Source organism: Janthinobacterium sp. 61 (genome assembly GCF_002846335.1).
Lineage (GTDB): Bacteria > Pseudomonadota > Gammaproteobacteria > Burkholderiales > Burkholderiaceae_D > Janthinobacterium.
In genome coordinates this window covers 4,625,317-4,648,517 of the sequence record NZ_PJMQ01000001.1, presented here as the reverse complement: position 1 = coordinate 4,648,517, position 23,201 = coordinate 4,625,317, and the positions used below count along the sequence as shown (strand labels likewise).

Genomic DNA, 23,201 nt, shown 5'->3' with positions numbered 1-23,201 from the left:
CAGCGGGTACTCACTTTGACAAGTAGCGCACCGGCTCAGGCATGCCGGTTTGGCAATACAAGGCGCGCACGATAAAATTATCAAGAAAACATAATTAACTGGAACTATGCGAGAATTTGTCCTACTCTTGATTCAGGTAAAGATTTCCTGCAGACATGTCGGCCTCCCCGCCCTGACCTTTCCCCTTCTGCGCACGCCTGGGCATACTTTCAAAGGTGAACAATGTGGTCACGCTAACGTCCGTCAATAATCTGCAAGCTTCGCTGGCCACGGCGCAACGGCGCGTCGAACAAGGCCAGAACCAGGTACAGCGCGACAGTGAACAGCTGGCGCAAAGTCGCCAGTCGCTGGCGCGGGAACAGGAATCGCTAAGCCAGACACAGCGCAGCAGCCAGCAAGCCCAGGCCGATGCCCCGGCCGCCGTCAAGGCGCCGCAGCTGGACCGGGCGATCAAGGTGGCCGTGCCGCAGCAAGCAGCTCCCGCTGCGCCGAAAAGCACGCCCCAGCTGAACAGCTATGGCCAGACCCTGGGCCGCCTGATCGATGTGACGGCCTGAACCAGCTTTACCGGGCCATTTCCTCTTCCAGCATCGCCAGCCACCACTTTTCCCCCTTCTGCGGCTGCGTCAGGTCGACCGCCTCGCCCATCTGCGGCGTGGCCAGGTTTACGCCCTGCTTCGCCGCCAGCCCCGTAATGCGGTCGAACGGTTCATGCCAGGCGTGCAAGCCCAGGTCAAAGGTGCCGTTATGCACGGGCATCAGCCACTTGCCGCGCAAGTCCAGGTGGGCTTGCAGGGTTTCCTCCGGCTGCATGTGCACGTCCGGCCACAGCTTGTCATATGCGCCCGTCTCGACCATGGTCACATCGAATGGCCCGTATTTGTCGCCAATCTGCTTGAAACCGTCGAAATAGCCGGAGTCTCCGCTGAAAAACACGCGCACGTCCGGGGCGTCGATCACCCATGATGCCCACAGGGTTTGATTGCCATCAAACAAGCCGCGTCCCGAGAAGTGCTGCGAGGGCGTGGCGACGAGTTTTACGCCGCCAATCGTTGTGCCCTGCCACCAGTCGAACTGCTGCACCTTGGCGGCCGGTACGCCCCATTGAATCAAGGTATCACCCACGCCCAGCGGCGTGACGAAGTGCCCGGTCTTGGCGGCCAGCTGCAGCACGGCGGCATGGTCGAGGTGATCGTAATGGTCGTGCGACAGGATAACGGCCTTGATCGGCGGCAAGTCCGCGATGCTGATCGGCGGCTGGTGAAAGCGCTTCGGCCCCGCCCACTGTACGGGCGAGGCGCGCTCGGAAAACACAGGGTCGGTGAGGAAGAATTCATTGTTCAGTTTCAGCAGCAGGGTCGAATGGCCGAGGCGAAACAGGCTGTTGTCCGGTGCGGCCAGCAGCTGCGCCCGGCTCAAGGCTTGCACGGGAACGGCAGCGGCAGGCACTGTGCTGTCCGGCTTGTCAAAGAAGAATGTCCACATCAGCTTGAGCGTTGCTGCCGTGCCCAGCTTGTGCATCTGCACGGGATTGCGGAACTTGCCTTCGAGGCGTTGTGGTGACGGGACAGGCGAAGAAACTGGCGCGGCGCGCAAGGTGCAAGAACTCATGATGATCAGGACTCCCAGAAAGAAGAGACGACGTGCGACTCGGTGCAAGTGCATAGGCGGCCCGGTAAAGAATGAACAAGGATTAAATTACACTACACAGTGTAGTTCCTATTTCTGGCAAAGTAAACCAAGAGGTGTAAAATATTGTTTTCAAAGGAGATTTCCCGCCATGGCCGCACCGCAACGCCTCACCGACCGCAAGCGCGTCGCCATCGTCGATGCCGCCATCGCCGAGTTTCGCGAGCACGGTTTTGACGCGACCAGCATGGACAGGATCGCCGCCACGGCCGCTGTTTCCAAGCGCACCGTGTACAACCATTTCCCCAGCAAGGACGAGTTGTTCGCGGAAATCCTGCAGCGCATGTGGGAAAGCAGCATGGCCCAGCCTGCCGTACCCTATGTCGCCGACCAGCCGCTGCGCCCGCAGGTGCTGGCCCTGGTCGAGCAGAAAATGGACTTGCTGTGCGACGCGGCCTTCATCGACCTGGCGCGCGTGATCTTTGGCGAAACCATCCACTCGCCCGAGCGCGCGCGAGCCATGGTGGCGCGCCTGAATGAAAAGGAAACGGGCCTGAATATCTGGATCCGCGCGGCGCAGCAAGATGGGCGCATCAAGGCGGGCGAGACGCTGGAAGTGGCGCACCTGCTGATGTCGCCACTGAAGACCTTTGCCTTCTGGCCGCAGATCACCATGGGTGAACCCCTGCTGGGCCCGGCACGCCGACGCGAAGTGACGGAACTGGCCGTCGATATTTTCCTGTGCTACTACGGCGTGGAAAAACAGACGGCATAAACGGGTGGCAAGTGGGCAGAGATGGTCTGCCAATGTTCGCCTTCGTCGCTGGAATACCAGGCCCCGCCCGTCGTCGACGCCATCAATAAACTGCGCCCATCGTCGGCCAGCGCCAGCCCATGGCGGTACACGAGGTCGTAGCAATGCTGCTGCGGCAATCCCGTGCGCAATACCTCAAACGTCTTGCCGCCATCGCGCGTGCGCGTCACGGCCAGCGCGCCGTCCAGCGGAATGCGCAGCACGTCCGCCTGCGCCGGCACGAACCAGGCCGTGTCGCCATCGCGCGGATGCACGGCCACGGCAAAACCGAAATGCGACAGCGGCGCCGTGCTCACTTCCTGCCAGTGCCAGCCCGCATCGCGCGAACGCCAGATGCCGTTATGGTGCTGGCACCACAGCGCGTCCGGCATGCCGGCGCTGCGCACGATGCGGTGCGGGTCTTGCACGGCTTCGTTTTCATCGAGCTCGGGCGGCATGTATTCGGCGCGCATGCCCGTCGCGCTCAAGGCCCAGCTGGCGCCGCCATCGACCGTTTGCCAGACGCCGCCGCAGGACACGCCGACCAACACTTTATTGCTGTCGCGCGGATCGATGCAAATGCTGTGGATGCCGGGCACGTCGTAGCCACCGCCAAACCACTGCGCCCGCTGCGGCACGTTCCACAAGGATTCCACCAGTTGCCAGCTGTCGCCACGGTCGCTGGAACGAAACAGGCCGCCTGGCAGGGTGCCCGCCCACAACACACCGGGCTGGTCCGCGCCACCGGCCGCCAGCGACCAGATTTGCCGCAAGGTCCAGTCCACCGTATCGGTGCTGTCTTCCGGCTTGGCGGGATAGGCGGGCACGGCGATCTCTTGCCACGCGCGACTGCCCACATCGAGGCGGTGCAGCTTGGCGCCGAAGTGCCCCAGGTTCAGGGCCGCGTACAAGCTGCCGTCGCGGCTATCGTGCAGCAGCATGGAGACGGGGTCGCCTGCAAACTGCACCAGCACCAGCTGCCAGGCGCCGGCCGCATCGACATCGAACTGGAACAAGCCCTTGCGGGTGCCGAGATACGCGCGTTGAGCCATGCCTGGTGCCATGATTAACCTCCTGAAAGTGCCTGCAAGATATACACCTGGCTGTCGGGCTGCAAAGCATCGTCAAGCACGCGCCGTTCGCGGCAGCGCGCGCCATCGATGAAGATCACCACATTCGGGCGCAACCCCCCCTGCTCGTCGAGCACGTAGCCGCGCAGGCGCGGCTGCTGCGCAAATGCGGCATCCAGGGCGGCGCGTAGGCGTGGCGCTGCCACGACCACGGTGGGGACGTCGAGAAAACGTGCCAATTGTTGGGTAAAATGCAAGTTCGCCATGCTGCCTTCGACGTCATCGGCCTGGACTCATTCTAGTCCGCTTTGCGGACGATACAATGGCGCATGGCCTAAAATAGAGGCAAGCACACAAGGAGGCCAGGCATGACGATTACCCCGGAAGAACTAGCGGTGCTGATGCAGGAAGTGGAAGTGGCCGATCCCATCGATTTTGCCGATCTGCCTTTCGACGAGCAGGAATTGCGCGGACTGATCGCCAACCACCTGTGCGAGATGGCCGATGCCATGGAAAGTTTCAGCCCGGAAGACCGCAACCTTGCCCTGTTGGCTGTGGCGGCCAAGCTGGTGCTGGAAAACCTGGTATTGCACGTGCAGTTGCTGCGTCGCCACGGCTTGCCCGTGAGCGACAGCGTGGACGCGCTGCTGCAGCGCCTCAAGGGCGGCAAGCCGTCGTGAGAGCCTATTCCGGTAGGGAGCGTCTGCTGCTGGCAGTGTATTCGGGAGCGCGGACAAGGCGTGAGGAGGACGCGTGGCGAGCCACGCGACGACGAGCAACGCATTCCCCGCTCCCGAGGCGCGCCAGCAGGAGATGTATTCATCTACCGGGACAGGCTCAAAGTCAGGCGCCCGTGCGCACGGCCCGCGCCTGCAGGGAAACATCGCTTTCGGCCACGGCCACGCAGGGCAGGATGTAGCCATCGAGCCGTTCATCGGGGCTGATGCCGGGCCAGTCCACCGTGTAGCGCACTTTTCCCTCGGGCATGTGACAGATGCAGGTGCGGCAAGTGCCGTTGCGGCAGGAACTGAGCAGGCGGATGCCGGCCAGTTCGGCGGCGGCCTGTATGGTGGTGCCTGCTTCGGCTGTGAACTGCCAGCCCTGGGGGACGATGGTGATAGTAAAAGGTGCGCTCATGAGCCCAGTTTAACAGTCGGCCAAGGTCGTCCACTGCGCGCCAGCCGCATGGCTGCGCAGCACGGCTTCGGCAAAGGCCAGGCCCGCCACGCCATCATTGACGGTAGGCAGCCAGCGCGCCGCCTCCGGTATGGGCGCCCCTGCCTGCAAGGCGCGAATGCTCAAGGCGGCATCCAGATACAGCTGTGCGAATGCTTCCAGATAACCCTCAGGATGACCGGCCGGCACGCGCGTGGCGTGGCGCGCGGCCGCGCTGTCGACCCGCCCGGGGCGCAGCAGCTGGCGGTTGCCGCCCTGCGGCGTAAACCACAGCGCGTTCGGTTGTTCCTGGTCAAAGTCCAGCTGCGCCTTGCTGCCGAACAGGCGCAACCGCACCGTGTTTTCACAGCCCGTCGCCACCTGGCTGGCCCACAGGGTGCCCCTGGCGCCATTCGCATAGCGCAGCATCACCTGCACGTGGTCGTCCAGGGTGCGATTCGGAACGAAGGTGGACAGTTCCGCCAGCACGGAGTGCGGCGTCAAGCCGCTGACAAACTGCGCCAGGTGATAGGCGTGCAAGCCCACGTCGAGCAAGGTGCCGCCGGGTCCGGCCTTGTGCGGGTCGTTGTGCCAGTTGCCCTCGCTCATGCCGCCAGCCGCGATGGCGTCGGCCAGCCAGTCCTGCGAATACTCGACCTGCACGAGACGCAGCTCGCCGATGTCGCCCGCCTCGACCATGGCTTTCGCATGGCGCAGCAGCGGGTAGCCGCTGTAGGTATGCGTGAGCGCAAACAGCAGATTTTTCTGCTGCGCCAGCGCCGCCAGCGCCTGGCCTTCCGCCAGCGAAATGCCCAGCGGTTTGTCGCAGATCACGTGGATGCCCGCTTCCAGGAACGCCATGGCGACGGGCGCGTGTAAATGGTTGGGCGTGACGATGGCCACCGCTTCGATACCGTCCGCCCTGGCAGCCTCCGCCTGCGCCATGGCGCGGTAATCGCTGTAGCAGCGTTCGGGCGCCAGGTACAGCGCGGCGCCGCTGTCGCGCGCGCGGTCCGGGTCGGACGACAGGGCGCCCGCCACCAGCCCGTACTGGTCGTCGATGCGCGCCGCGATGCGGTGCACGGCGCCGATGAACGCGCCCTGCCCGCCCCCTACCATGCCCAGCCGTAAGCGTCGCTGCATGTTTTTTCCTTATTTTAAGCCAAGCAAGTGATGAATTTGATCCTGGTCCACCGCACTGCCCGCAAAATCATCGAAAGCGCGTTCAGCCACATGGATGATGTGTTCGCGAATGAAGCGCGCCCCTTCGGCCGCCCCATCTTCCGGGTGTTTCAGACAGCATTCCCATTCCAGCACGGCCCAGCCGGGGAAGTCGTACTGCGCCATCTTGGAAAAGATCGCCTTGAAATCGATCTGCCCGTCACCGAGCGAGCGGAAGCGCCCGGCCCGGTCTTGCCAGTCGCCATAGCCGCCATACACGCCCTGGCGCCCGTTGGGCCGGAATTCCGCATCCTTCACATGGAAGGCCTTGATGCGCGCATGATAAATGTCGATAAAGGCGAGATAGTCGAGCTGCTGCAACACGAAGTGACTGGGGTCGTACAAAATCGATGCACGCGGGTGATCGTTGACGGCGGCAAGAAAGCGCTCGAAAGTCACGCCGTCATGCAAATCCTCGCCCGGATGCAGCTCATAGCACAGGTCCACGCCGGCCGCGTCAAACGCATCGAGGATGGGCAGCCAGCGCTTGGCCAGTTCCGCGAATGCCGTCTCCACCAGTCCCAGCGGGCGCTGCGGCCACGGGTACAGATACGGCCAGGCCAGCGCGCCGGAAAACGTCACGTGCGCCTTGAGACCCAGTCGTTGCGAGGCGGTGGCCGCCCACAGCAATTGCTGCGTGGCCCAGGCCGTGCGGGCCGTGCTATCGCCACGCACGTGTTCGGGCGCAAAACCGTCGAACAGGGCGTCGTAGGCGGGATGCACGGCGATCAGCTGGCCCTGCAAGTGCGTCGACAATTCCGTCACCTGCAAGCCATGGCGCGCCAGCAAGGCGACCACGTCGTCGCAATACTGCTGGCTGTTGGCCGCTTGTTCCAGGTCAAACAAGCGCGGCGCCGTGGGCAGCTGCAAGCCCTTGTAACCCAGGCCGGCCGCCCATTGCGCCAGGTGTTCGAGCGAATCGAACGGTGCTTCATCGCCGAGAAACTGGGCCAGGAAAATGGCCGGGCCCTGGATGGTGTTCATATCAATGTCCTGTTAGCTAAAGCCGGGGTCAGACCCTCAATGCCGCTAACGCGCAGTTCATTGCTAGCGGGCGAGGGGGTCTGACCCCAGAATTTAAAAAGGCGAGTTCGGAAAGTAAAACTGCTTGGCGTTCTCGCGCGTGATCAGCACCGAGGGAATGATCGTGTTGGCCGGCAATTTATCACCTTTCAGGCGCGCTTCCGTCGTCAGCTTGATGGCGTCGTACATGAACTTGGGCGAGTACGACACGTCAGCCACGATCAGCGGGTCGGAGCCATCCATGATCTTCTTCACGGCGCCCTTCGCGCCCGCGCCGCCGAACACTTGCTTGATGTCCGTGCGCTTCGCTTGCGCGATGGCCTTCTGCACGCCGATGGCCATGTCGTCATCGGCCGCCCAGACAGCGTCGATGTGCTTGAAGCGCGTCAGATAATCCTGCATGACCTTGAAGGCATCGTCGCGGTTCCAGTTGCCATACTTGGCATCCAGGACCTTGATCTCGGGATGGCCCTTCATCACGCCAGAAAACGCATCGTAACGTTCGTTATCGAGGGTGGTTGGCATGCCGCGCAGCACGACGATATTGCCCTTGCCGTTCAGGCTTTTCGCCAGATATTCGGCCGGCAGCTTGCCGAACGCCGTGTTGTCGCCCGCAATATACGCATCCTGCGACTGCGTATTCGTCAAGCCACGGTCCACCACGGTCACATAGACGCCCTTGTTTTTGACTTGCGCCACGGGCTGCGTCAGGGACGCCGACTCGATGGGGAAGATCACCAGGGTGTTGATCTTGTTCACCGTCAACATATCCTGCAACTGATTCGCCTGCTCGGGCGCCGTGGCGGCCGTCTTGACGATAATTTTCAGGCCCGGATGGGCTTTTTCCAGCTCCGCCTTGGCCTGGTTGGCCCACCACACGATGCCCGAGGTAAAACTGTGCGTGGCCGTGGGTATGGCTACGCCCACCACCAGCTTTTCTGCGGCCTGCGCACTCGGCAGCGCCCACGCCTGCATCACCAGTACTGCCATCCCTGCGACCCGTATAAAGCTCTTCATGCTGCTCTCCTCCAAGGTTGTGGGCGCCCGTTGGCTGCCCTTTCAGAACGCCGCTGTGTTTTTATTTGCGGCCTCGCTGCAGGAAGGCGACGGCGATGATCACCACGCCTTGCACTGCGGCATTCAGGTAGACACTGATGATGCTGGTCAAATTCAGGATATTGCTGATCACAGACAAAAGGATGGCGCCGATGACGGTGCCGACGATGCGCCCTTCTCCCCCTTTCAGGGCCGTGCCGCCCACGACGACGGCGGCAATCGCTTCCAGTTCCCACAGCAAGCCCGTGGTGGGCGTGGCCGAGCCCAGGCGCGGTACGTACAGCACCGTGGCGATGCCCACGCAGACGCCCAGCAGCATGTAGGTGGCGACCTTGACCCTGTCGACATTGATGGCCGCATAGCGCGCCACTTGCTCGTTGGAACCAATCGCCTGCACGTGGCGGCCAAACGTCGTGCGGTTGAGGATCATGGCGCCCGCCGCCGCGACGAACAGGAAAATCCAGATCGGTATCGGCGCGCCCAGCACGCTCGTGTAATAGACGGGGCTGTACAGCTCGGACAGGGTCGCGTCCAGGGTCAGCGCGCCGCCATCGGCCAGATAAGTGAGCACGGCGCGGAAAATGCCCAGCGTTCCCAAGGTGACGATGAAGGGCTCGATATTGCCCTTGCTGATCAACAAGCCATGCATCAGGCCGAATCCCGCGCCCAGCACCAGGGCCATGGCGATGCCCAGCACCAGCATGGTGATGGGCGCCAGGTTGCCGCCCGCACCTTGCGCCAGCGCATTCATGAAATAAATCATGCAGCCGGCGATCAGGGCGGCCATGGAGCCCACGGACAGGTCGATGCCGCCGGAAATGATGACAAAGGTCATGCCCACGGCGATGATGCCGATGAAGGCCGTGCGCGTCAGCACGTTCATCAGGTTGTCCAGGGTGGCGAAGTCGCCATTGAGCAGGGTGCCCGCGATGCACAGGGCCAGCAGGCCCAGCACGGGGCCAAAGCCCTTGATGCGCGCGCCAAAGCTGGCAACGGCGGCGGCAATCGGGGATACGGTGGTGTCAGTGCGTGCCGGTTGCATGGGCAATCAACTCCTCTTCAGTCAGGTGGTCAGCAGCCAGGGTGGCTTGCAGGGTGCCGGCGCGCATCACCGCCACACGGTGGCACAAGCCGATCAATTCAATCAGTTCGGACGAGATCACGATCACGGCGCGCCCTTCGGCGGCCAGGCGGTGGATCAGAAAGTAAATGTCGCGCTTGGCGCCCACGTCCACGCCACGGCTCGGCTCGTCCAAAACCACGACCCTGGGGTCCGAATGCAGGTATTTGGCCAGTGCCAGCTTTTGCTGGTTGCCCCCGGACAGCATGCGCGCTCGGCTGTCGAGGTCGCCCGTGCGGATATTGAAATCCCCGACGGCCGTGGCCAGTGCCTGCTTCTCCGCCTTGACATCGAGCCAGGGCCGCGCATAGCGCTCCATCGTCATCATGGTGAGGTTTTCGCGCAAACCCAGGTTCACATGCAAGCCCTTGCCCTTGCGATCTTCGCTCAGGTAGGTCATACCATGCTGCATGGCTTGCCTGGGCGTGCGGATGTCCACGGGCTGGCCATTGAGAAAGATCTTGCCCGCGCTGCGCGGGCGCAAGCCCAGCAGTGCCTCGAACGATTCCGTGCGCCCCGCGCCCACCAGGCCCGCAAAGCCCAGCACTTCACCGGCGCGCACCTCGAACGACAGGTCTTTCGACCAGCCGGGAACGCACAGGCCGTCCACTTTCAGGAGCACAGGAGCTTCTTTCGCCAGCGCCACCTTGGCGGGGAACATGTCGGACAATTCGCGTCCCACCATCAGGTTCGCCATCTGCTGGCGCGTCAGGCTGGCCGTCGGCTCGCGCGTGACGAAACGCCCGTCGCGCATGACGATGACCTCGTCCGTGTTGCGCTCCACTTCGTCGAGCTTGTGGGAAATATACAAAATCGTGACACCATCCGCTTTCAGCTGGGCCATCACGGCGAACAGGCGCTGCGTCTCGGACGACGTCAGGGTGGCGGTCGGCTCGTCCATGATCAGGAAGCGGGCGCGGCGCGACAGGGCCTTGGCGATTTCCACCAGCTGCTTTTCAGCCACGATCAGGTCGCGGATTTTCGTGTCGGGCGACACGTCCAGGCCCACCTGCTTCAGATAGCGCGACGCTTCTTCGCGCATGGCGGCCTCGTCGAGCAACCAGCCGCGCGTCTTTTCGTGGCCCAGGAACATGTTTTGCGCCACCGTCAGGTGCTCGGCCAGGTTGAATTCCTGATGGATCAGCACGATGCCGGCGCTCTCCGCCGCGCGCGAGCTGGCGAAGCGCCGGGGCTGGCCATCGATCAGCAGTTGCCCCTCGCTCACGCTCTCGTAGCCGGCGAGGATTTTCATCAGGGTCGACTTGCCTGCGCCGTTTTCGCCCAGCAAGCCATACACGCGCCCGGGCGACAAGGTAAAACTGACGCCATGCAAGACGCGCACGGGGCCGAAATCCTTGCACACCCCCTCGAAACCGACGGCAACGCTCACTATGCACTCCCTCGCAGAATTAATCGGTGTTGCAGCAGCACGCCCGGCACGCTGGCCACAGGGTTGGCCAGGCGCTGCAGCAATAATCGGGCCGCCGTCTCGCCCAGTTCGCGCATCGGCTGCGCGATGGTGGTGAGACCGGGAGCTATCTGCGCGGCGATGGCAATATCGTCGAAGCCGATGACGGCCACGTCTTCCGGCACCCGCTTGTTCAACTGGCGCAGTGCGCTCAAGACACCAATGGCCAGGGTGTCGGAGACGGCAAAGATGGCCGTGGGCGCGTCGGGCTGCGCCATCATCCGCAAGGTGGCGGCCGTGCCCGCTTCGTAATCGAGGCTTTGCACCGTGTGCACCCAGTCCGGCTGCACGGTCAGGCTGGCGGCCGCCAGAGTGTCCAGGTAGCCTTGCTGGCGTTGCCGGGCGTACAGATAGCGTTCATCGGAGTTGATCAGGCCGATGCGCGTGTGGCCGCGCGCCAGCAAATGCGCGACGGCGTCCGACGCGGCCCGGTGGTTATCGATGCCGACATAGGGCACGGCCACGGCAGGGTCGAACTCACAACACGCCACCCAGGGCAGGCTGATGGATTCATGCGACAGGGCATGCTGCACCGTGTCCGGATCCAGGCAGATGGCGCCATCGGCGCGGTGCATGCGCAGCAAGTCGAAATACGAGCGCTCGCGGCCCGCATCGGCGCCCGTGTCGCACAGCAGCACGAAGTAGCCGTGTTCGCGCGCCACCGTGTCGATGCCGCGCACGATCTGCGCATAGAAGGGATTGCCCACGTCGGGCACCATGGTCAGCAACATGCGGCTCTCGGCCGTGCGCAGGCTGCGCGCCAGATGGTTCATGCGGTAGCCCAGCGCGGCCACGGAAGCGAGCACCTTGTCGCGCGTGGGCGCCCGCACTCCGGCCTGCTCGTTCATCACGCGCGAAACGGTGGCCACCGACACCCCGGCATGCGCGGCAACGGCGCTGATGGAGACGGTTTCTGTCGGCAAAGGGGATGGAGCGACTGGCGGCATGGGGTTTTCAAATAAATGTAATCGATTACATTTATATGCCAGCACGCCGCCTGATGCAAACATTATCGATGCTGCAATGCGCAAAAAACAGGCAGGAAAGTCTACAAAAACGGCCCTGCGCGGGCCGTCGCAAGCTGCTATTTCTGGGCTTGCCCCGCGCTCTGCTGCACGGCAAAACCGGCACGCACGGCAGAAAGAGCCGCCACCCACAGGATCAGGCCGGCGCCCAGGCAGCCGACGGGATGGATGGGGCCGTGGCGCAAGGTGAGCGGATAGCCGATGGCCCACACGCACAGCGCCATGCCGATCGCCAGGTGGCGGCGTGCCTTGAACAGCCAGGCCAGCGGGAAGAAATGCAGACCCACGATCAAAATGACGGCGGGAATGAACCACGCCTGCAGCCCCAGGTTTTTCAAGACGTTGCCGACGATGAAGATGGCAATCCACTGCCCCGCATTCACGATATGGAACAGCCGGCCCACGCGTTTTGCCTCCGGCGATTGTTCCGCCGCCGCATGCGCGGCGCGGTGGCGGCGAAACTGGCGCCACGCCAGCATGAACAGCAAGACGGTGATGCCGGCAACCGGCAGCAACCTTAAGGGATGCGCACCGTACGTCTGCACGCACCAGGCGGCCACCCACAGGCCGCCAAACAGGGAAAAGAACATGGCGCCGATGGCGCTACGGGCAAGCGCGGCGGCACGGTCGGGCTGAGGCAGGATCAAGGCGGGGTCTCCCGGCACATAACGTGATTACTTCATCATCGCGCAAAACGTTTCTGGATTGCCGTCAAGAATGACGCCGCTGGGCCAGCGGTGGCTGCGCTGCTGGGCACGCAGCAAGGACGCGGCCAGGGCCGAGTCGCCATCGACGGCGTAGACGAAGACGGGCATGTTCAGGCTGGCGGCGTCCATCAGCAAATTCGGATTGGCATCGAGGCTGCGCGCATCCACGTGCACGCCGGCGGGCATGCCGATCTGCTGCTGCACGCGCTGCAGCCACGGCTTGTCGAGCTTGGGCGGGCGGGCATTTTTCGCGATATAGCGGCTGACCCGGTTCGCGCCGGCCGCCTGCGCGTTGCGCGCGTCAAACACGAGCAGGCCCAAGTAGCCCTGCGGATCGGCGCGGCGCGCGCAGGCGAGGTTGTTCGGCACGCCCGAAGTGAGAAACCAGTTGCCATGCTTGATGTTTGCACGCAACTGCCCCACCAGGGTGGCAATCGGCGCGCACGACGACACGACATCCTTGATTTCCGCGTTCAGGGTTTTGGCCGGGAACGCCGTCGCCAGGTCGGCGATATCGCTGACGAAGGGCGGCGTTTCCGCCGTCAGCACGCCGCGGTTCTTCATGCTGGCGGCGCGCCAGTCGTCGGCCGTCAATTGCTTCACGGTACGCGGTGATCCCGTGTCGACGACTCTCCCCGTCAACAGATCGTGGTGCACCACCCAGCTGCCGTCGCCCAGCAGCTGCAAATCCGTCTCGACGCCGTCCCAAGTGCCGAAATACGTGTTGCGCAGCGCGCTCAGCGAGTTTTCCGGCGCATTGCCCGCGCCGCGGTGAGCGTGTACCTTCATGCCCAGGCAGTCGGCCTGTACAGCCGTGCTGGCCATGCAGAGCAGCAGCGCCAGTGCGGCCGCCTTATTTTTGTCCCGGATGATAACCATAATGAACTCCCTGCAAAACGTGGATGCGGATGGCTTCGTTGACGGGGTAGCTGTAACCCTGCCCCACCGCCACGACGTGCGTGATATTGGCCAGCAAGCCCTTGCCGGCGATTTGCCAGCGCGTGCTGTCGTCAGCCGCCTGGCGGTTCCAGTCCAGCATCTGGCGAAACAGCTCGCTCTTCGTGACATTATTGTCCGAGAGGCTGAAGATGCCCCAGGTTCCCAGGAAGGCGCCGGCCAGCACGCCCGTGGCGATCCAGGCGGAACGACGGCTCAGCTGGCCATCGGCGCCCGCCTGCTCGCCCCGACGCGCCGCCAGCACCAGCAAGCCCACCGTGGCGATCAGGTACAGCAGTTTCGAGAAGTGGCCGATGGCGCCCAGCAAGGAGAAAAACAGGGCCACTGGCGGCACGATGGCCGCGCGCGCCGCTTCCTTGCCTTCGTCAAAGTACTTGCCGCCCACTTCAAAGTCATTGCGGCTGGCGCGGTACTCCACCAGTTTCTCCGCCGTCTGGCGCGCGGCGAACTGGTCGAACAACCGGCTGAACTCGGCAGGGCTCGCATACGCGTCTTGCACCACGGCGCCTTTGGGCAGCCGCAAACCCTTGCTCGCTTCGCTGCCGTCGCCGCCGTCCGGCCCGTCGCGCAAGACGGCCTGGATGCCGGGGCGCGCCACGAAGGCGGGGAAGGACAAGCCAGGCGGAATACGCTCGCCCTTGATGCTCAAGCCCTTGCTGGCCGCTTCCGACGCATAGCGGCGCTTGACTGCCAGGCGGAACGATATCTGGTCGGCCGGGTGCCAGTTGGCCGATACCGGCACTTTCTTTCGCACATTATTGACCACGGCCGCGCGCCGGCGCGCCGGCACCGACTCCGGTTGCCAGCCATGGCGCGACAGGCTTTGCCGGTAATCGCTCCATGCCGATTCCTGCTGCTGGCGCAAGCCCGCATCGTCATCGGGAATCATGCCCGAATACAATTTCCACTTGTCGCGCACTTCGCCGATCGCCTGCTGGTACTTTTCGTAATACCCGGCCGCGCCGCCAGCGATCTTGCGGACGTTGAAATTGATCAACTGCTCCTTGGCGGGTTCCATGCGCTCGTCGAGATGGCCGACCGACACTGCCAGGAAGGGGAACAGGGCCAGGAAGGCCTTGCCTTCGGGCTTGGCAAACAGGGTGGGATCATCTACCAGGCCCTGCAATTGCAAGCTGCCGCCCACCAGTGAGCGCTGCATCAGGGTGGTGTTGAAGGCCAGGCGGCGAAATTGCGCGTCGCGTGTTTCAACCAGCACCGTGACCGTGGTCTTCAAAATGCCGAACACGACCGCAGCCGTGGCGATGCAGCAAAAGATGATTTTTTTCCAGCTGGGGCCGCTTCCATTGTTCTTCAGGCGGCGGCGCCACATCAGCTGCAGCACCACCAGCGCGGCGGCGATGCCCGACAGGCTGCGGCCATAAAATTCCACGCCCTCCACGTCGTGCGGCTTGACGTCGCCGCCCACCACGTCGAGCAAACGGGCATTGAAGCCCAGCTCGAAGCACAGGTAAATGATCGTCAGGACGATCAGGATCAAGGTCTGCCGGATCTGCAGACTGCGCAAACTCGCGGCCATCTTATTTCCTCAAATCGATGACGACGGGCTTGATCTCTTCGGCCTGGAAGATCATCGGCGCCGCCTGCGCAGAAGTGGCGGTACGCGGCGCGGGCAGGCTGATGGCGGCGGGCGCCGCCGCCCTGGCCTGGACCTCCTGGCGGCGCGGCTTGGCGCTGGCGCGGCTGCCCGCTTTCGGCGCGCCAGCGGGTGCCGGGGTGGCAGCCGGTGGCGCAGGGATCACGCGGCCGCTGTCATTGCCCGGCACGGTGGCCAACGCCGGGCCTGTGGCGCGCAAGGCATCGTCGGCAAACGGCTGGGCGCGCGTATCGACGCCGGGCGGCACGGCCACGCTGGCGTTGAGCAGGCGGTTGTCCGTGTAAATCATGCGCGACAAGCGGTTGTAGTTGGGAAAATCGATATTCAGCGATTTCGCGTCCGCCGCCAGTTCCACGCGGGGGCGGTCCTTGCAATTGCCTACCGTCCACTGCAGCACGTCCGTTCCCTGGAAGGCCAGCACTTCATAGCGGTAGGCGCAGCCGCGCTCCTGCGTTTCCACGATCACCACGGTACGCTCGCCCACGTTTTCCACCCTCGCCACGCGGGCCGTGATGGCGTTGGCCAGCGGCACGACGCGAAACGCCTGCGACAGTTTGATCGAATACTTGCCTTGCGGGTCCTTGCGCAAGGTGCCTTCCATGCCGTCGCGCAGACGGAAGGTGGAAATCGGCGTGCCGAACAACTCGGCAGTATCCAGGCCCACCATCACGCCGCCACGGCCATTCGGCGTCATGGCGCAGCCCGTCAACAGGAGGCCAGCAGCCAGACCCAGGGCCAGCTTGCGCCCATGAGTAGATAGAAAATTCTTATACGTTGTCATGCTGGATAACTTTCTCTAATTTCTGAATTCAGGGATTGATCACGGCCAGGGGATTGCCCGGGCCTGGCGGCGGCAAGACTTTCTGGCGGTCGCGCGACAGCAGGGTGTAGGCGCCCAGGGTGTCCGGGCCGGCAACGATTTCCAGTTGCTCGCGTTGCAGCCAGGTGCGGATTTCCGCCTCTGTTGCCTCGGCACGGAACAGCACGCGCGTGCGCACACCCGTCTCGACGCCACTGCCGCTGCGGAATTCCGCATTGCCGACGACAGCATTCTCTTTCGGCAGGAACAGCCACGCAGATTGCACCACCATCACGCTGGCGGCCAAGGCCGTGACGAGCTTCAGCCAGCGGTTTGAATTTGCCGCCTTCACCGGGGTCTTTAGCTGTGGCGCGGTGGCATCGGCGGTAGCGATCTGCAACTGCTGCAGCCCCTGGCGGAGCAATTGCCGGTAAGCCACGCGGCCATCCTTGCCCAGCTCGCTCGACAAGGGCGTGCCCGTCAGCACATAGTCGTCGCCGGGCAAGGCCACGCGGGCGATCACGCCGGGCGCCGCCGTGGCGGCATTGGCGCGGCCATGCGTTTCCAGCCAGCGCGCCGCCTGCAGGCGCTCCTGGCTGAACACGCCCAGGCAGGCGCCCAGGTCCGTCACGTCCAGGGTCACGGGCATGTCGCACAACACCAGCCCCGCCCGGGGGTCGGCGGGCGCGTCGCGCTCCTCGACCACCAGGCCGCAGGCATCCGCATACGCTGTGTCGGGCGTGACGAGCCAGCCTCGCCAGCGCTGCCGCGAGCTGTCCCAGGCATCGAGCAGCACGGCGCCAAAGCCGGGGCGGCGCGCCAGCAAGTGAATCTGTCCGCCGGCGATGGGCCGCGCGGCCAGCGGCGCGGCATCACTGCGGCGCGCGAAACGCTGCAGCAGGTATTCCGGCACGGCAATGCCGCGCCAGTCGGGAGTATCGCCGCTCACCTCCGCGTCCAGCATTTCGGCGGAAGATGGGGGAGATGGCAGGCGCGCGGCAACGATGGCCAGTGTGGGCGTCAATGCAGTCATGCCGGTGGCCTTTCATCAGTGCTCGGGTGGGTGGACGCGGGGTCCAGGTGCAGGGATAACGCGGCCACGCACAAGATATCCAAAACTATTTGCGCCGCCTGCATATCGCGCGCGGTCAAGGCATCACCCACGCGCAGCTTGAGCAGGGTCAAGACCCAGTTGCCCAGCAGGGTAGAGCGGTGGGCCGGTTCGACGATCTGGCGTCCCGCGCTGAGGCTATCGCCCTTCTGCCTGTGCACCAGGCCCAGCTTGCCGCCGTGGTAATGCGCGGAAGCGATCTGCTCGGCCAATTCCTTGACAGGCATGCCGCCGCAGCCACAATGGCGCAGCAGCAAGATCAAATCCTGCGGCAAGGTGGTGATAAAACCGTCGGCCGCTACGCGCACTTGCTGCGGCGTGAGCTGGTAGTCGCGCAGCGGTTCGGCATAGGCGTCGGGCGCGCGCAGCTCGCAGCCCTCTTGCGCATCGGCATCTTCGTCATCGCGCTGCTTGCGCAGCTGGTCGATGATGAAGCGCTTGAAGTATAAAAACAGAGCGCCCACGTGATGGGGCGCGGCGTCGCTATCGCTGTGCAGGACTTTTTCAATGAAAAACTGGTGGCGCAAATCAGCCAGGGAATCGCCCAGCGACGCCGCCTCGCGCGGGCGGCACGGCGTCAACGCGGCGATGACGCGCTGGTAAAACTCGCCCAGTTCGCCTTGCGTCAACTGCGGGCGGCGGGTCCAGAAAGCATGAATCCGTTCAAATTGTTCCGATTGCACAGCCGGTCCGATCGTGTGTTGGGCGGCACGCGCCACTGGCCGGCGGCGAAGCGCACCGGCAATCAAGCAATGCGCTGGCCAGACAAGAGAAACTTGTCAGTAAGGTAAAATGCATTTAAGCAATTTTCGCATATCACAGTAAAAATCGCTAACTTTTGTTACTTTCACGACAATTCCCGAGACGCCCATGCATCGCCTGATTCTCCTGTTCTTGAGCCTGTTCTTTTTGCTGGGCAGCAAGGTAGCGCACGCTGCCGCGCCAGCGCCTGTGCAAGCGTCTCCCGGCAAGCGCATCGCCCTGGTGATCGGCAATGCGGCCTATCCGCAGCCGCTATTGAATCCCGTGAACGATGCGCGCGCCATGGCCGAACGCCTGCGCCGCCTGGGCTTTGAAGTACTGCTGCGCACGGACATCAATGCGGCGCAGCTGCAAAAAGCGTCGGCCGAGTTTTCCACGCAGGCGCGCGGCGCCGATATCGCCCTCGTGTTTTACGCGGGCCACGGCGCGCAGGCGGGCGAAGCCAATTACGTGCTGCCGCTGGGCGCCAACATGAATGCGCTCAGCGCCGCCGCGATTGCCGCACAGGGCGTGTCCGTTTCCAGCCTGGCGGGCGATTTGCAGCGCACGGGCGCGCGCGGCGCCGTGCTGATCCTCGACGCTTGCCGCCAGGAATATACGCGCGGCGGTGCAATGGTGCCCGTGCCCGGTGGCAGCAATGCGGCCAGCCACGGTTTTGCCGACACACAAGCGCCACGGGGCGTGGTGATCGCCTATTCGGCGGGACCGGGCGCCCTGGCCCGCGATTTCTGGTCGCCCGATTCGCGCAACAGCCCCTACACGAGCGCCCTGCTCGACGCGCTCGATGCCCCGGGCTTGCCGATGGGCGATGTGTTCTCGCAAGTGGCGGCCAGGGTGGCGGCCATGACGCACGATGTGCAAAAGCCCCGCGTCTCGTTCGGCGAAACGTCGGCGCGCCTGGTGCTGAACATGGGCAGCGGCAAGGGTGTCAGCCCGCCGGTGCCAGGCGTGCAGGCTTCCGGCAACAGCGGCATGCGCGCTCCCCTCCCGGCGCCGGCGCCAGCCGCCCAGCCAGCCGCGACCACTGCTTCGGGCGCGAAAGTGTGGCCAGGCAATGTATTACAGGACATCAACTATGAAATCCGCATGCAGGTCGCGGCGCGGCCATTTCCCCGCCAGCAGCTGGAAAAACGCGCGCGGGGCGGCGACCTGGTGGCGCTGACGGCGCTCGGCTATGGCATCGGCGGCGGCGATGCCGGCATCAAACAGCCGAAGGCGGGCATGCAGTGGCTGGAAAAGGCGGCAGCAAAAGATTTTCCCATCGCCCAGACCTATCTGGCCGAATTGCTGATGGTCAAGGGCGACCCGGCATCCTTGAAACGGGCCGGCGTGCTGCTGGACGCCGCCTCGCAAGCGGGCTACACGGCCGCGCACGCTTATAAATTCGACCTGGCACGGCGCACGGGCGCGCCGCCGCAGGAAGCGGCCCGCCATTTGCAGGACGCCTTCATGGGCTTGATGAAGGATTACCAGGGCGCCGCCAAGGACTTGATGCAGCCGCAAAAAAATAACTCAAAATAATTTTAGATTTCCCTGAACTGCCCCCGTTATCCGTGGGTACATGCAATACAGCATGACAGTGACCAGGGAAATCCCATGCAAACATCGATCCCAGCAGCAACCATGACCACCGGCCAACGGGGCCGCATCCTCGCCTACCAAACAAGCGGACAAGGTTCCGTCAGCGTGGCCGGCATTCAGCATGTTTTCGACGTGGCCACGCACTGGCGCTCGGACGTGGCGCCCGCCATCAACGCCGTCGTCGACGTGCGCTTCGATGACGCGGGCAGCCTCGTCACCGTCAGCGCCGTGGCGACGCAGCAACTGGCGCAGGAAGAGATGGCCGGCGCGGCGAAACTGGCGCGCGACAAGGGTCAGCAACTGTGGGGCCAGGCCGTCGCGGCCCTGGGCATCAAGGTGCTGGCCAGCCTGGGTGTATTGATCGCCGGCGCCTTTGTCTTCAACACCATCGGCATCCGTTTGTTCGCTTCCGTCTCGCGCACCTATTGGCAGTTGCTGGGCCTGTCCGCCGACAGCCTGGAAAGCTTCGCCCGCGATGGCGGCGGCGGTTTTACTTCCGCACAATTTTTCTTCCTGCTGGCCATTGCCGGCTGCTGCGCCACCATGGCCAGCAGCCACCCGAAAGCGGCGCTGGGCAAGTGCGCGCCGCTGCTGTTCGTCGTCATCCACAGCAGCTTGCTGTTCATCAAAATCAAGGGCGCCGTCAGCGATGCGGGCAACGCCATGGGCGGCATCATGGGTAGCCGCGCGGCCCGCATGGCCGAGCAGATGGCCAGCGAAATGCTGGGACAAGTGTGGCAAGGCTTGTCCTTCGGCATCGGTTTTTACCTGGTGCTGGCCTCTTCCATCGTCCTGGCCGCTTACGGCGTCGGCGAGTACAAACGCAAGACCATCGGCTAATCCCGACAACCTCCCGCACACTCATCCTGAAGGAAATATCATGCAAGCTACCCTGCGCACCCTGCCCGCCCTGCTCGCCATCGCCCTGATCCTGTCCGCCTGCGGCAAGACCGAGCACAATAACGCCACACCGACCGTCGCAGCACCCGCCACCAGCGTGGCCGACCTGGCCGCCAAGGCGCAAGTCAAGGCGGCTGCCGCCAGCCTGCCACAAGCGGACACTGCCACGCCAAGCGCCAGCTATGTCGACATCAGCAGCGGCAACCAGTTGATGTACAGCTACATCGCCCTGTCCGGCGTACCGCCCGACTATGCGGCCGTGGCGCAGCGCGTCTCGCGCGAATATGCGGGCAGCAACGACGCCTTCCGCAAGCAGGAAGTGCTCGACGCGCTGAAACCGCAGATCGACGCCAAGGTCAGCGAAGCGAAAACCAAACGCTACCTGCGCTACCAGATCAATGGCCAGGGCGCGCTGTCGCCGTATGCCATGGACAAGGCCGCCTTCCCCGCCAAATTCGCCGAAGCGGGCACGTATTACTACATGTACGACAACGGCGACTACAAGCTGGCGTTCACGAATGGCGACGGCTACTCGCTGCTGAAAGTGAACCAGGAGGCGGCGCGCAAGATCGAGGCGGCGCGCAGCGGCTACAAGGACTTCGCCATCATCGTGTATGCCTACGCCCAGGAAGCGGACATGGCCAGTAACCAGGTCAAGGCGCAGATCGTCAAGGTGGCGATCAAGCTGAACGGGCAGGAAATTCCTGTGCAGCAAGCGCTGTAAGCACCGGGGCCTTTGCGTTACACTGTTCGCCACATTGCATCGGGATCGGGACATGGGCGAACAGACACTGGCGGAACAACATCTGGCAAACGGGCAACGGCTGCACCAGGCGGGCAAGCTGATTGAAGCGATCAATGCCTACCAAGCCGCCTATAAACTGGACCAGGCCCTGGTGGAAGCCCAGCATTTCCAGGGCCTGGCCATGCTGGAACTGGGCCAGGCCACCATTGGCCTGGGCTTGCTGAAACTGTCGCTCAAGCAACAACCCGACAATGCCCTGTTCCACTACAACCTGGGCAATGTGTTGCGCGGTACGGATAGCGAAGCGGCGCTGGCCAGCTACGCCACGGCGGCGCGGCTGGCGCCGCACGAACACGATTTCGCCATCGTGCATTCCGAATTGCTGCTTTCCAAGCTGCGCCTGCCCGAAGCCATCGTGGAACTCGAACGCGCCCATGCCTTGCGTCCCGAACGCTGGCAAAACCTGCAGGGGCTGGCCGAGATGTATTACCGCACGGGCCAGCAGGAACTGGCGCTGGCCCGCTATGCGCAGGGTATCGCGCTGCACCCGGCGCTGGCGCAAATATGCAGCATCGGCTTTGCCAGTCCGCAAGCGGACCACGCGGAAACGTTGACACCGATCGATGCCGCGCCATCGCTGCAGGACTTCCTGCGCGAAACGGACTTGCACATCCTCGACGATTTCCTGCCTGATCCGGCCGCCTGGCGCGCGCAAGCGCTGGCTTTACCATTTGAGCAGCAGCGCTATGCGGGACAGAACTATCCGGGCAGCCAGACGGCGGGCCAGCCTTGCCAAGCCATCATGGAACGCATCGCCACAGCGCTGGACCGCCCCATCCGTTTCATTTCGCCCGACAATGGCTCCTACCGCCTCAGCTATGCGGACGCGATGGCGCGCACGGATATCCATGTGGACAACGAGACGGGGAATAATTTCAATTTCTATGCGGGCGTGCTGTATTTGAACCCGCCCGAGCAGTGCCAGGGCGGCACCACCTTCTGGCGCCACCAGCCCAGCGGCTGGTATCGGCGCTTGCCCGAGGCGGACGTCAAGGCGGGCGGCTACGCCAGCTTCAAGGATTTCCAGAAGCGCTGGCTGCCAAACAGTAAAGTGCAGAAATTCAACGACTTGCAGGAACAGCGCGACAGTTGGCAAGCGCTGCTGCAAATACCCATGCGCCACAACCGCCTGATCGTCTACAAGGGCCATTACTTTCACTCGATCAGCAATGTGTTTGGCGACACGCCGGAGAATGGGCGATTGGTGCAGCTGTTCTTTTTTGAAGTGCCCGATTAAGCATGCTGCGCCGGTGTTGTCGGATTACGCCCTGCGGGCTAATCCGACCTACCTGTCACGGGACCATGCGTAGGTCGGATTAGCGGAACGCGTAATCCGACACAGCCACCACCGCGTCGTGTCAATACATATCCGCCGCCGTGGCCCGCACAGCTTTTAAAAGCATATCCGCGCCCGGCGACAGCAGATGATCCTGCTGGCGGATGATGCCGAAGGCATCCATCTTGCACGGCAGCTCGATGGGCAGGATGCTCAGCACGTTCAACGATTCGTAGTAATGCGCCACTTCCGTCGGCATCACGTGCAGGGAATCCGTTTGCTGCAGCAAGGACGTGATCAAGAGCAAGGCGGTGGTGTCGACCACGTCGACGGGCGGTTCCAGGCTGGCGCGGCGGAACATCATGTCGAAGCGGTGGCGCAGGATGCTGCCCTGCGGCGGCAAGATCCACGGCTGGCCCGCCAAATCCTTCAATTGCAGATTCTTGCGCGACAGCAGCGGGTGGCCATTGCGCGCCACGGCGCTGGCCGGCTCTTCCGTCAACTCCTCGTAGATGAGGCCGGCGCTGCTTTCCTTTTCCAGGATGCGCCCGATCATGAAGTCCAGCGTGCCATGCTGCAGCATGTCCATCAGGGTGTTGCTGTGCTCCAGGTGCACGCCGATGCGCATCAGCGGCGCCTGCTGCTTGATGCGGGCAATCGCGCGCGGCAGCAAGGCCATGGCCGGCGTCATGATGACGCCCACTTCCACCTGGCCCGTCAGGCCCGACTTCAGGGCCACGATATCGTCATGCGCCAGCGACAGGCTGGTCAGGGCCATGCGCGCATGGCGTATCATCGTCTCGCCGTAGATGGTCGGCTCCATGCCGCGCGGCAACCTGTCAAACAGGCGCACGTCGAGCATCTCTTCCAGGTCCTTGATTTGCTTGGACGCGGCCGGCTGCGTCATGTGCAATTCTTCCGCCGCGCGGTGGATGTTGCGCTGCTCATCCAGGGCAATCAACAGCAGCAATTGCCGCGTCTTCAGGCGGGCTCGCAAGAACCAGTTGGGGTTGAGGGTATCCATCAATAAATCATATCATGATCGATATCAGTTTTAATTCAATATCGATACTACTGATATCAGTGTGTCTGGTGCATCGTCAGCAAGCGTTCAGGTTGCCTTGCAGG

General features: G+C 63.5%; 24 protein-coding genes. 7 read left to right on the top strand and 17 right to left on the bottom strand.

Features of this window, described 5'->3' with window-relative positions; genetic code table 11:
• Positions 1 to 224 precede the first annotated feature (224 nt).
• On the top strand, positions 225 to 557 hold the full coding sequence (locus tag CLU92_RS21065; protein WP_133988893.1) for a hypothetical protein: 333 nt from the start codon (positions 225 to 227) through the stop codon (positions 555 to 557).
• A 7-nt stretch (positions 558 to 564) separates the two neighbouring features.
• Here the strand turns inward: CLU92_RS21065 and CLU92_RS21060 are convergent, their stop codons facing one another.
• On the bottom strand, positions 565 to 1,611 hold the full coding sequence (locus CLU92_RS21060) for an MBL fold metallo-hydrolase (RefSeq protein WP_101483477.1): 1,047 nt from the start codon (positions 1,609 to 1,611) through the stop codon (positions 565 to 567).
• 169 nt (positions 1,612 to 1,780) lie between these two features.
• On the opposite strand from CLU92_RS21060, the gene CLU92_RS21055 reads away from it, so the two are divergent.
• Positions 1,781 to 2,404, top strand: a complete 624-nt coding sequence (locus CLU92_RS21055; protein ID WP_101483476.1) for a TetR/AcrR family transcriptional regulator — start codon at positions 1,781 to 1,783, stop codon at positions 2,402 to 2,404.
• Here CLU92_RS21055 and CLU92_RS21050 read toward each other — a convergent pair.
• Positions 2,377 to 3,474: a sialidase gene (locus CLU92_RS21050; RefSeq protein ID WP_101484807.1), complete on the bottom strand. Its 1,098-nt coding sequence runs from the start codon at positions 3,472 to 3,474 to the stop codon at positions 2,377 to 2,379. The genes CLU92_RS21055 and CLU92_RS21050 overlap by 28 nt on opposite strands.
• Positions 3,475 to 3,488: 14 nt before the next feature.
• Positions 3,489 to 3,758 carry a MoaD/ThiS family protein gene (locus CLU92_RS21045; protein ID WP_101483475.1) on the bottom strand — a complete coding sequence of 90 codons (270 nt, stop codon included), beginning with the start codon at positions 3,756 to 3,758 and terminating at the stop codon, positions 3,489 to 3,491.
• 102 nt (positions 3,759 to 3,860) lie between these two features.
• Here CLU92_RS21045 and CLU92_RS21040 point away from each other — a divergent pair, with 102 nt between their 5' ends.
• Entirely contained in the window at positions 3,861 to 4,172 is a 312-nt protein-coding gene (locus CLU92_RS21040) for a hypothetical protein (RefSeq protein WP_070258491.1), read from the top strand.
• A gap of 163 nt (positions 4,173 to 4,335) precedes the next feature.
• Here CLU92_RS21040 and CLU92_RS21035 read toward each other — a convergent pair whose 3' ends face one another.
• The 13 genes from CLU92_RS21035 to CLU92_RS20975 all read right to left on the bottom strand — a co-directional run bounded on the left by CLU92_RS21035 (position 4,336) and on the right by CLU92_RS20975 (position 17,432).
• A complete protein-coding gene (locus CLU92_RS21035) occupies positions 4,336 to 4,629 on the bottom strand; it encodes a 2Fe-2S iron-sulfur cluster-binding protein (RefSeq protein WP_101483474.1) in 294 nt (97 codons plus the stop codon).
• 9 nt (positions 4,630 to 4,638) lie between these two features.
• Positions 4,639 to 5,790: a Gfo/Idh/MocA family protein gene (locus tag CLU92_RS21030; protein WP_257561138.1), complete on the bottom strand. Its 1,152-nt coding sequence runs from the start codon at positions 5,788 to 5,790 to the stop codon at positions 4,639 to 4,641.
• A gap of 9 nt (positions 5,791 to 5,799) precedes the next feature.
• The gene (locus tag CLU92_RS21025; protein WP_101483472.1) at positions 5,800 to 6,852 is read right to left on the bottom strand and encodes a sugar phosphate isomerase/epimerase; all 1,053 of its coding nucleotides are present in this window, start codon (positions 6,850 to 6,852) and stop codon (positions 5,800 to 5,802) included.
• Between the two features lie 93 nt (positions 6,853 to 6,945).
• On the bottom strand, positions 6,946 to 7,881 hold the full coding sequence (locus CLU92_RS21020) for a substrate-binding domain-containing protein (RefSeq protein ID WP_257562652.1): 936 nt from the start codon (positions 7,879 to 7,881) through the stop codon (positions 6,946 to 6,948).
• A gap of 88 nt (positions 7,882 to 7,969) precedes the next feature.
• On the bottom strand, positions 7,970 to 8,989 hold the full coding sequence (locus CLU92_RS21015) for an ABC transporter permease (RefSeq protein WP_101483470.1): 1,020 nt from the start codon (positions 8,987 to 8,989) through the stop codon (positions 7,970 to 7,972).
• Positions 8,970 to 10,457, bottom strand: coding sequence for a sugar ABC transporter ATP-binding protein (locus CLU92_RS21010; protein WP_101483469.1), 1,488 nt, complete (start codon positions 10,455 to 10,457; stop codon positions 8,970 to 8,972). Before CLU92_RS21010 ends, CLU92_RS21015 begins: the two co-directional genes overlap by 20 nt.
• Positions 10,457 to 11,482, bottom strand: a complete 1,026-nt coding sequence (locus CLU92_RS21005; protein WP_180338552.1) for a LacI family DNA-binding transcriptional regulator — start codon at positions 11,480 to 11,482, stop codon at positions 10,457 to 10,459. The genes CLU92_RS21010 and CLU92_RS21005 overlap by 1 nt, the downstream gene beginning before the upstream one ends.
• Positions 11,483 to 11,619: 137 nt before the next feature.
• Positions 11,620 to 12,207 carry a hypothetical protein gene (locus CLU92_RS21000; protein WP_101483467.1) on the bottom strand — a complete coding sequence of 196 codons (588 nt, stop codon included), beginning with the start codon at positions 12,205 to 12,207 and terminating at the stop codon, positions 11,620 to 11,622.
• 27 nt (positions 12,208 to 12,234) lie between these two features.
• Positions 12,235 to 13,146, bottom strand: a complete 912-nt coding sequence (locus tag CLU92_RS20995; protein ID WP_101483466.1) for a glycerophosphodiester phosphodiesterase family protein — start codon at positions 13,144 to 13,146, stop codon at positions 12,235 to 12,237.
• The gene (locus CLU92_RS20990) at positions 13,121 to 14,761 is read right to left on the bottom strand and encodes a hypothetical protein (RefSeq protein WP_243857887.1); all 1,641 of its coding nucleotides are present in this window, start codon (positions 14,759 to 14,761) and stop codon (positions 13,121 to 13,123) included. The genes CLU92_RS20995 and CLU92_RS20990 overlap by 26 nt, the downstream gene beginning before the upstream one ends.
• A gap of 1 nt (position 14,762) precedes the next feature.
• The gene (locus CLU92_RS20985; protein WP_101483465.1) at positions 14,763 to 15,620 is read right to left on the bottom strand and encodes a hypothetical protein; all 858 of its coding nucleotides are present in this window, start codon (positions 15,618 to 15,620) and stop codon (positions 14,763 to 14,765) included.
• 28 nt (positions 15,621 to 15,648) lie between these two features.
• Positions 15,649 to 16,671: a hypothetical protein gene (locus tag CLU92_RS20980; RefSeq protein ID WP_101483464.1), complete on the bottom strand. Its 1,023-nt coding sequence runs from the start codon at positions 16,669 to 16,671 to the stop codon at positions 15,649 to 15,651.
• The gene (locus tag CLU92_RS20975) at positions 16,668 to 17,432 is read right to left on the bottom strand and encodes a hypothetical protein (protein ID WP_133988906.1); all 765 of its coding nucleotides are present in this window, start codon (positions 17,430 to 17,432) and stop codon (positions 16,668 to 16,670) included. Before CLU92_RS20975 ends, CLU92_RS20980 begins: the two co-directional genes overlap by 4 nt.
• A 187-nt stretch (positions 17,433 to 17,619) precedes the next feature.
• Between CLU92_RS20975 and CLU92_RS20970 the strand changes: the two genes are divergently transcribed.
• From CLU92_RS20970 to CLU92_RS20955, 4 genes are all read left to right on the top strand, one after another.
• On the top strand, positions 17,620 to 19,032 hold the full coding sequence (locus tag CLU92_RS20970; protein ID WP_101483462.1) for a caspase family protein: 1,413 nt from the start codon (positions 17,620 to 17,622) through the stop codon (positions 19,030 to 19,032).
• Positions 19,033 to 19,107: 75 nt separating this feature from the next.
• Complete coding sequence (locus CLU92_RS20965) at positions 19,108 to 19,932, top strand: hypothetical protein (protein ID WP_143452633.1); 825 nt, start codon at positions 19,108 to 19,110, stop codon at positions 19,930 to 19,932.
• A gap of 40 nt (positions 19,933 to 19,972) precedes the next feature.
• Positions 19,973 to 20,716 (top strand): hypothetical protein, encoded by a 744-nt coding sequence (locus CLU92_RS20960; RefSeq protein WP_101483460.1) that lies wholly within the window; start codon positions 19,973 to 19,975, stop codon positions 20,714 to 20,716.
• A gap of 52 nt (positions 20,717 to 20,768) precedes the next feature.
• Positions 20,769 to 22,034: a DUF6445 family protein gene (locus CLU92_RS20955; RefSeq protein WP_101483459.1), complete on the top strand. Its 1,266-nt coding sequence runs from the start codon at positions 20,769 to 20,771 to the stop codon at positions 22,032 to 22,034.
• Positions 22,035 to 22,155: 121 nt separating this feature from the next.
• Here CLU92_RS20955 and CLU92_RS20950 read toward each other — a convergent pair whose 3' ends face one another.
• On the bottom strand, positions 22,156 to 23,097 hold the full coding sequence (locus tag CLU92_RS20950) for a LysR family transcriptional regulator (RefSeq protein WP_035823672.1): 942 nt from the start codon (positions 23,095 to 23,097) through the stop codon (positions 22,156 to 22,158).
• Positions 23,098 to 23,201: the final 104 nt, after the last annotated feature.

Coding starts and splice junctions, on each gene's coding strand:
- CLU92_RS21060 (WP_101483477.1), bottom strand. CDS start 1,611: ATGAGTTCTTGCACCTTGCGCGCCGCGCCAGTTTCTTCGCCTGTCCCG.
- CLU92_RS21055 (WP_101483476.1), top strand. CDS start 1,781: ATGGCCGCACCGCAACGCCTCACCGACCGCAAGCGCGTCGCCATCGTC.
- CLU92_RS21050 (WP_101484807.1), bottom strand. CDS start 3,474: ATGGCTCAACGCGCGTATCTCGGCACCCGCAAGGGCTTGTTCCAGTTC.
- CLU92_RS21045 (WP_101483475.1), bottom strand. CDS start 3,758: ATGGCGAACTTGCATTTTACCCAACAATTGGCACGTTTTCTCGACGTC.
- CLU92_RS21040 (WP_070258491.1), top strand. CDS start 3,861: ATGACGATTACCCCGGAAGAACTAGCGGTGCTGATGCAGGAAGTGGAA.
- CLU92_RS21035 (WP_101483474.1), bottom strand. CDS start 4,629: ATGAGCGCACCTTTTACTATCACCATCGTCCCCCAGGGCTGGCAGTTC.
- CLU92_RS21030 (WP_257561138.1), bottom strand. CDS start 5,790: ATGCAGCGACGCTTACGGCTGGGCATGGTAGGGGGCGGGCAGGGCGCG.
- CLU92_RS21025 (WP_101483472.1), bottom strand. CDS start 6,852: ATGAACACCATCCAGGGCCCGGCCATTTTCCTGGCCCAGTTTCTCGGC.
- CLU92_RS21020 (WP_257562652.1), bottom strand. CDS start 7,881: ATGGCAGTACTGGTGATGCAGGCGTGGGCGCTGCCGAGTGCGCAGGCC.
- CLU92_RS21015 (WP_101483470.1), bottom strand. CDS start 8,989: ATGCAACCGGCACGCACTGACACCACCGTATCCCCGATTGCCGCCGCC.
- CLU92_RS21005 (WP_180338552.1), bottom strand. CDS start 11,482: ATGCCGCCAGTCGCTCCATCCCCTTTGCCGACAGAAACCGTCTCCATC.
- CLU92_RS20995 (WP_101483466.1), bottom strand. CDS start 13,146: ATGGTTATCATCCGGGACAAAAATAAGGCGGCCGCACTGGCGCTGCTG.
- CLU92_RS20990 (WP_243857887.1), bottom strand. CDS start 14,761: ATGGCCGCGAGTTTGCGCAGTCTGCAGATCCGGCAGACCTTGATCCTG.
- CLU92_RS20985 (WP_101483465.1), bottom strand. CDS start 15,620: ATGACAACGTATAAGAATTTTCTATCTACTCATGGGCGCAAGCTGGCC.
- CLU92_RS20980 (WP_101483464.1), bottom strand. CDS start 16,671: ATGACTGCATTGACGCCCACACTGGCCATCGTTGCCGCGCGCCTGCCA.
- CLU92_RS20970 (WP_101483462.1), top strand. CDS start 17,620: ATGCATCGCCTGATTCTCCTGTTCTTGAGCCTGTTCTTTTTGCTGGGC.
- CLU92_RS20965 (WP_143452633.1), top strand. CDS start 19,108: ATGCAAACATCGATCCCAGCAGCAACCATGACCACCGGCCAACGGGGC.
- CLU92_RS20960 (WP_101483460.1), top strand. CDS start 19,973: ATGCAAGCTACCCTGCGCACCCTGCCCGCCCTGCTCGCCATCGCCCTG.
- CLU92_RS20955 (WP_101483459.1), top strand. CDS start 20,769: ATGGGCGAACAGACACTGGCGGAACAACATCTGGCAAACGGGCAACGG.
- CLU92_RS20950 (WP_035823672.1), bottom strand. CDS start 23,097: ATGGATACCCTCAACCCCAACTGGTTCTTGCGAGCCCGCCTGAAGACG.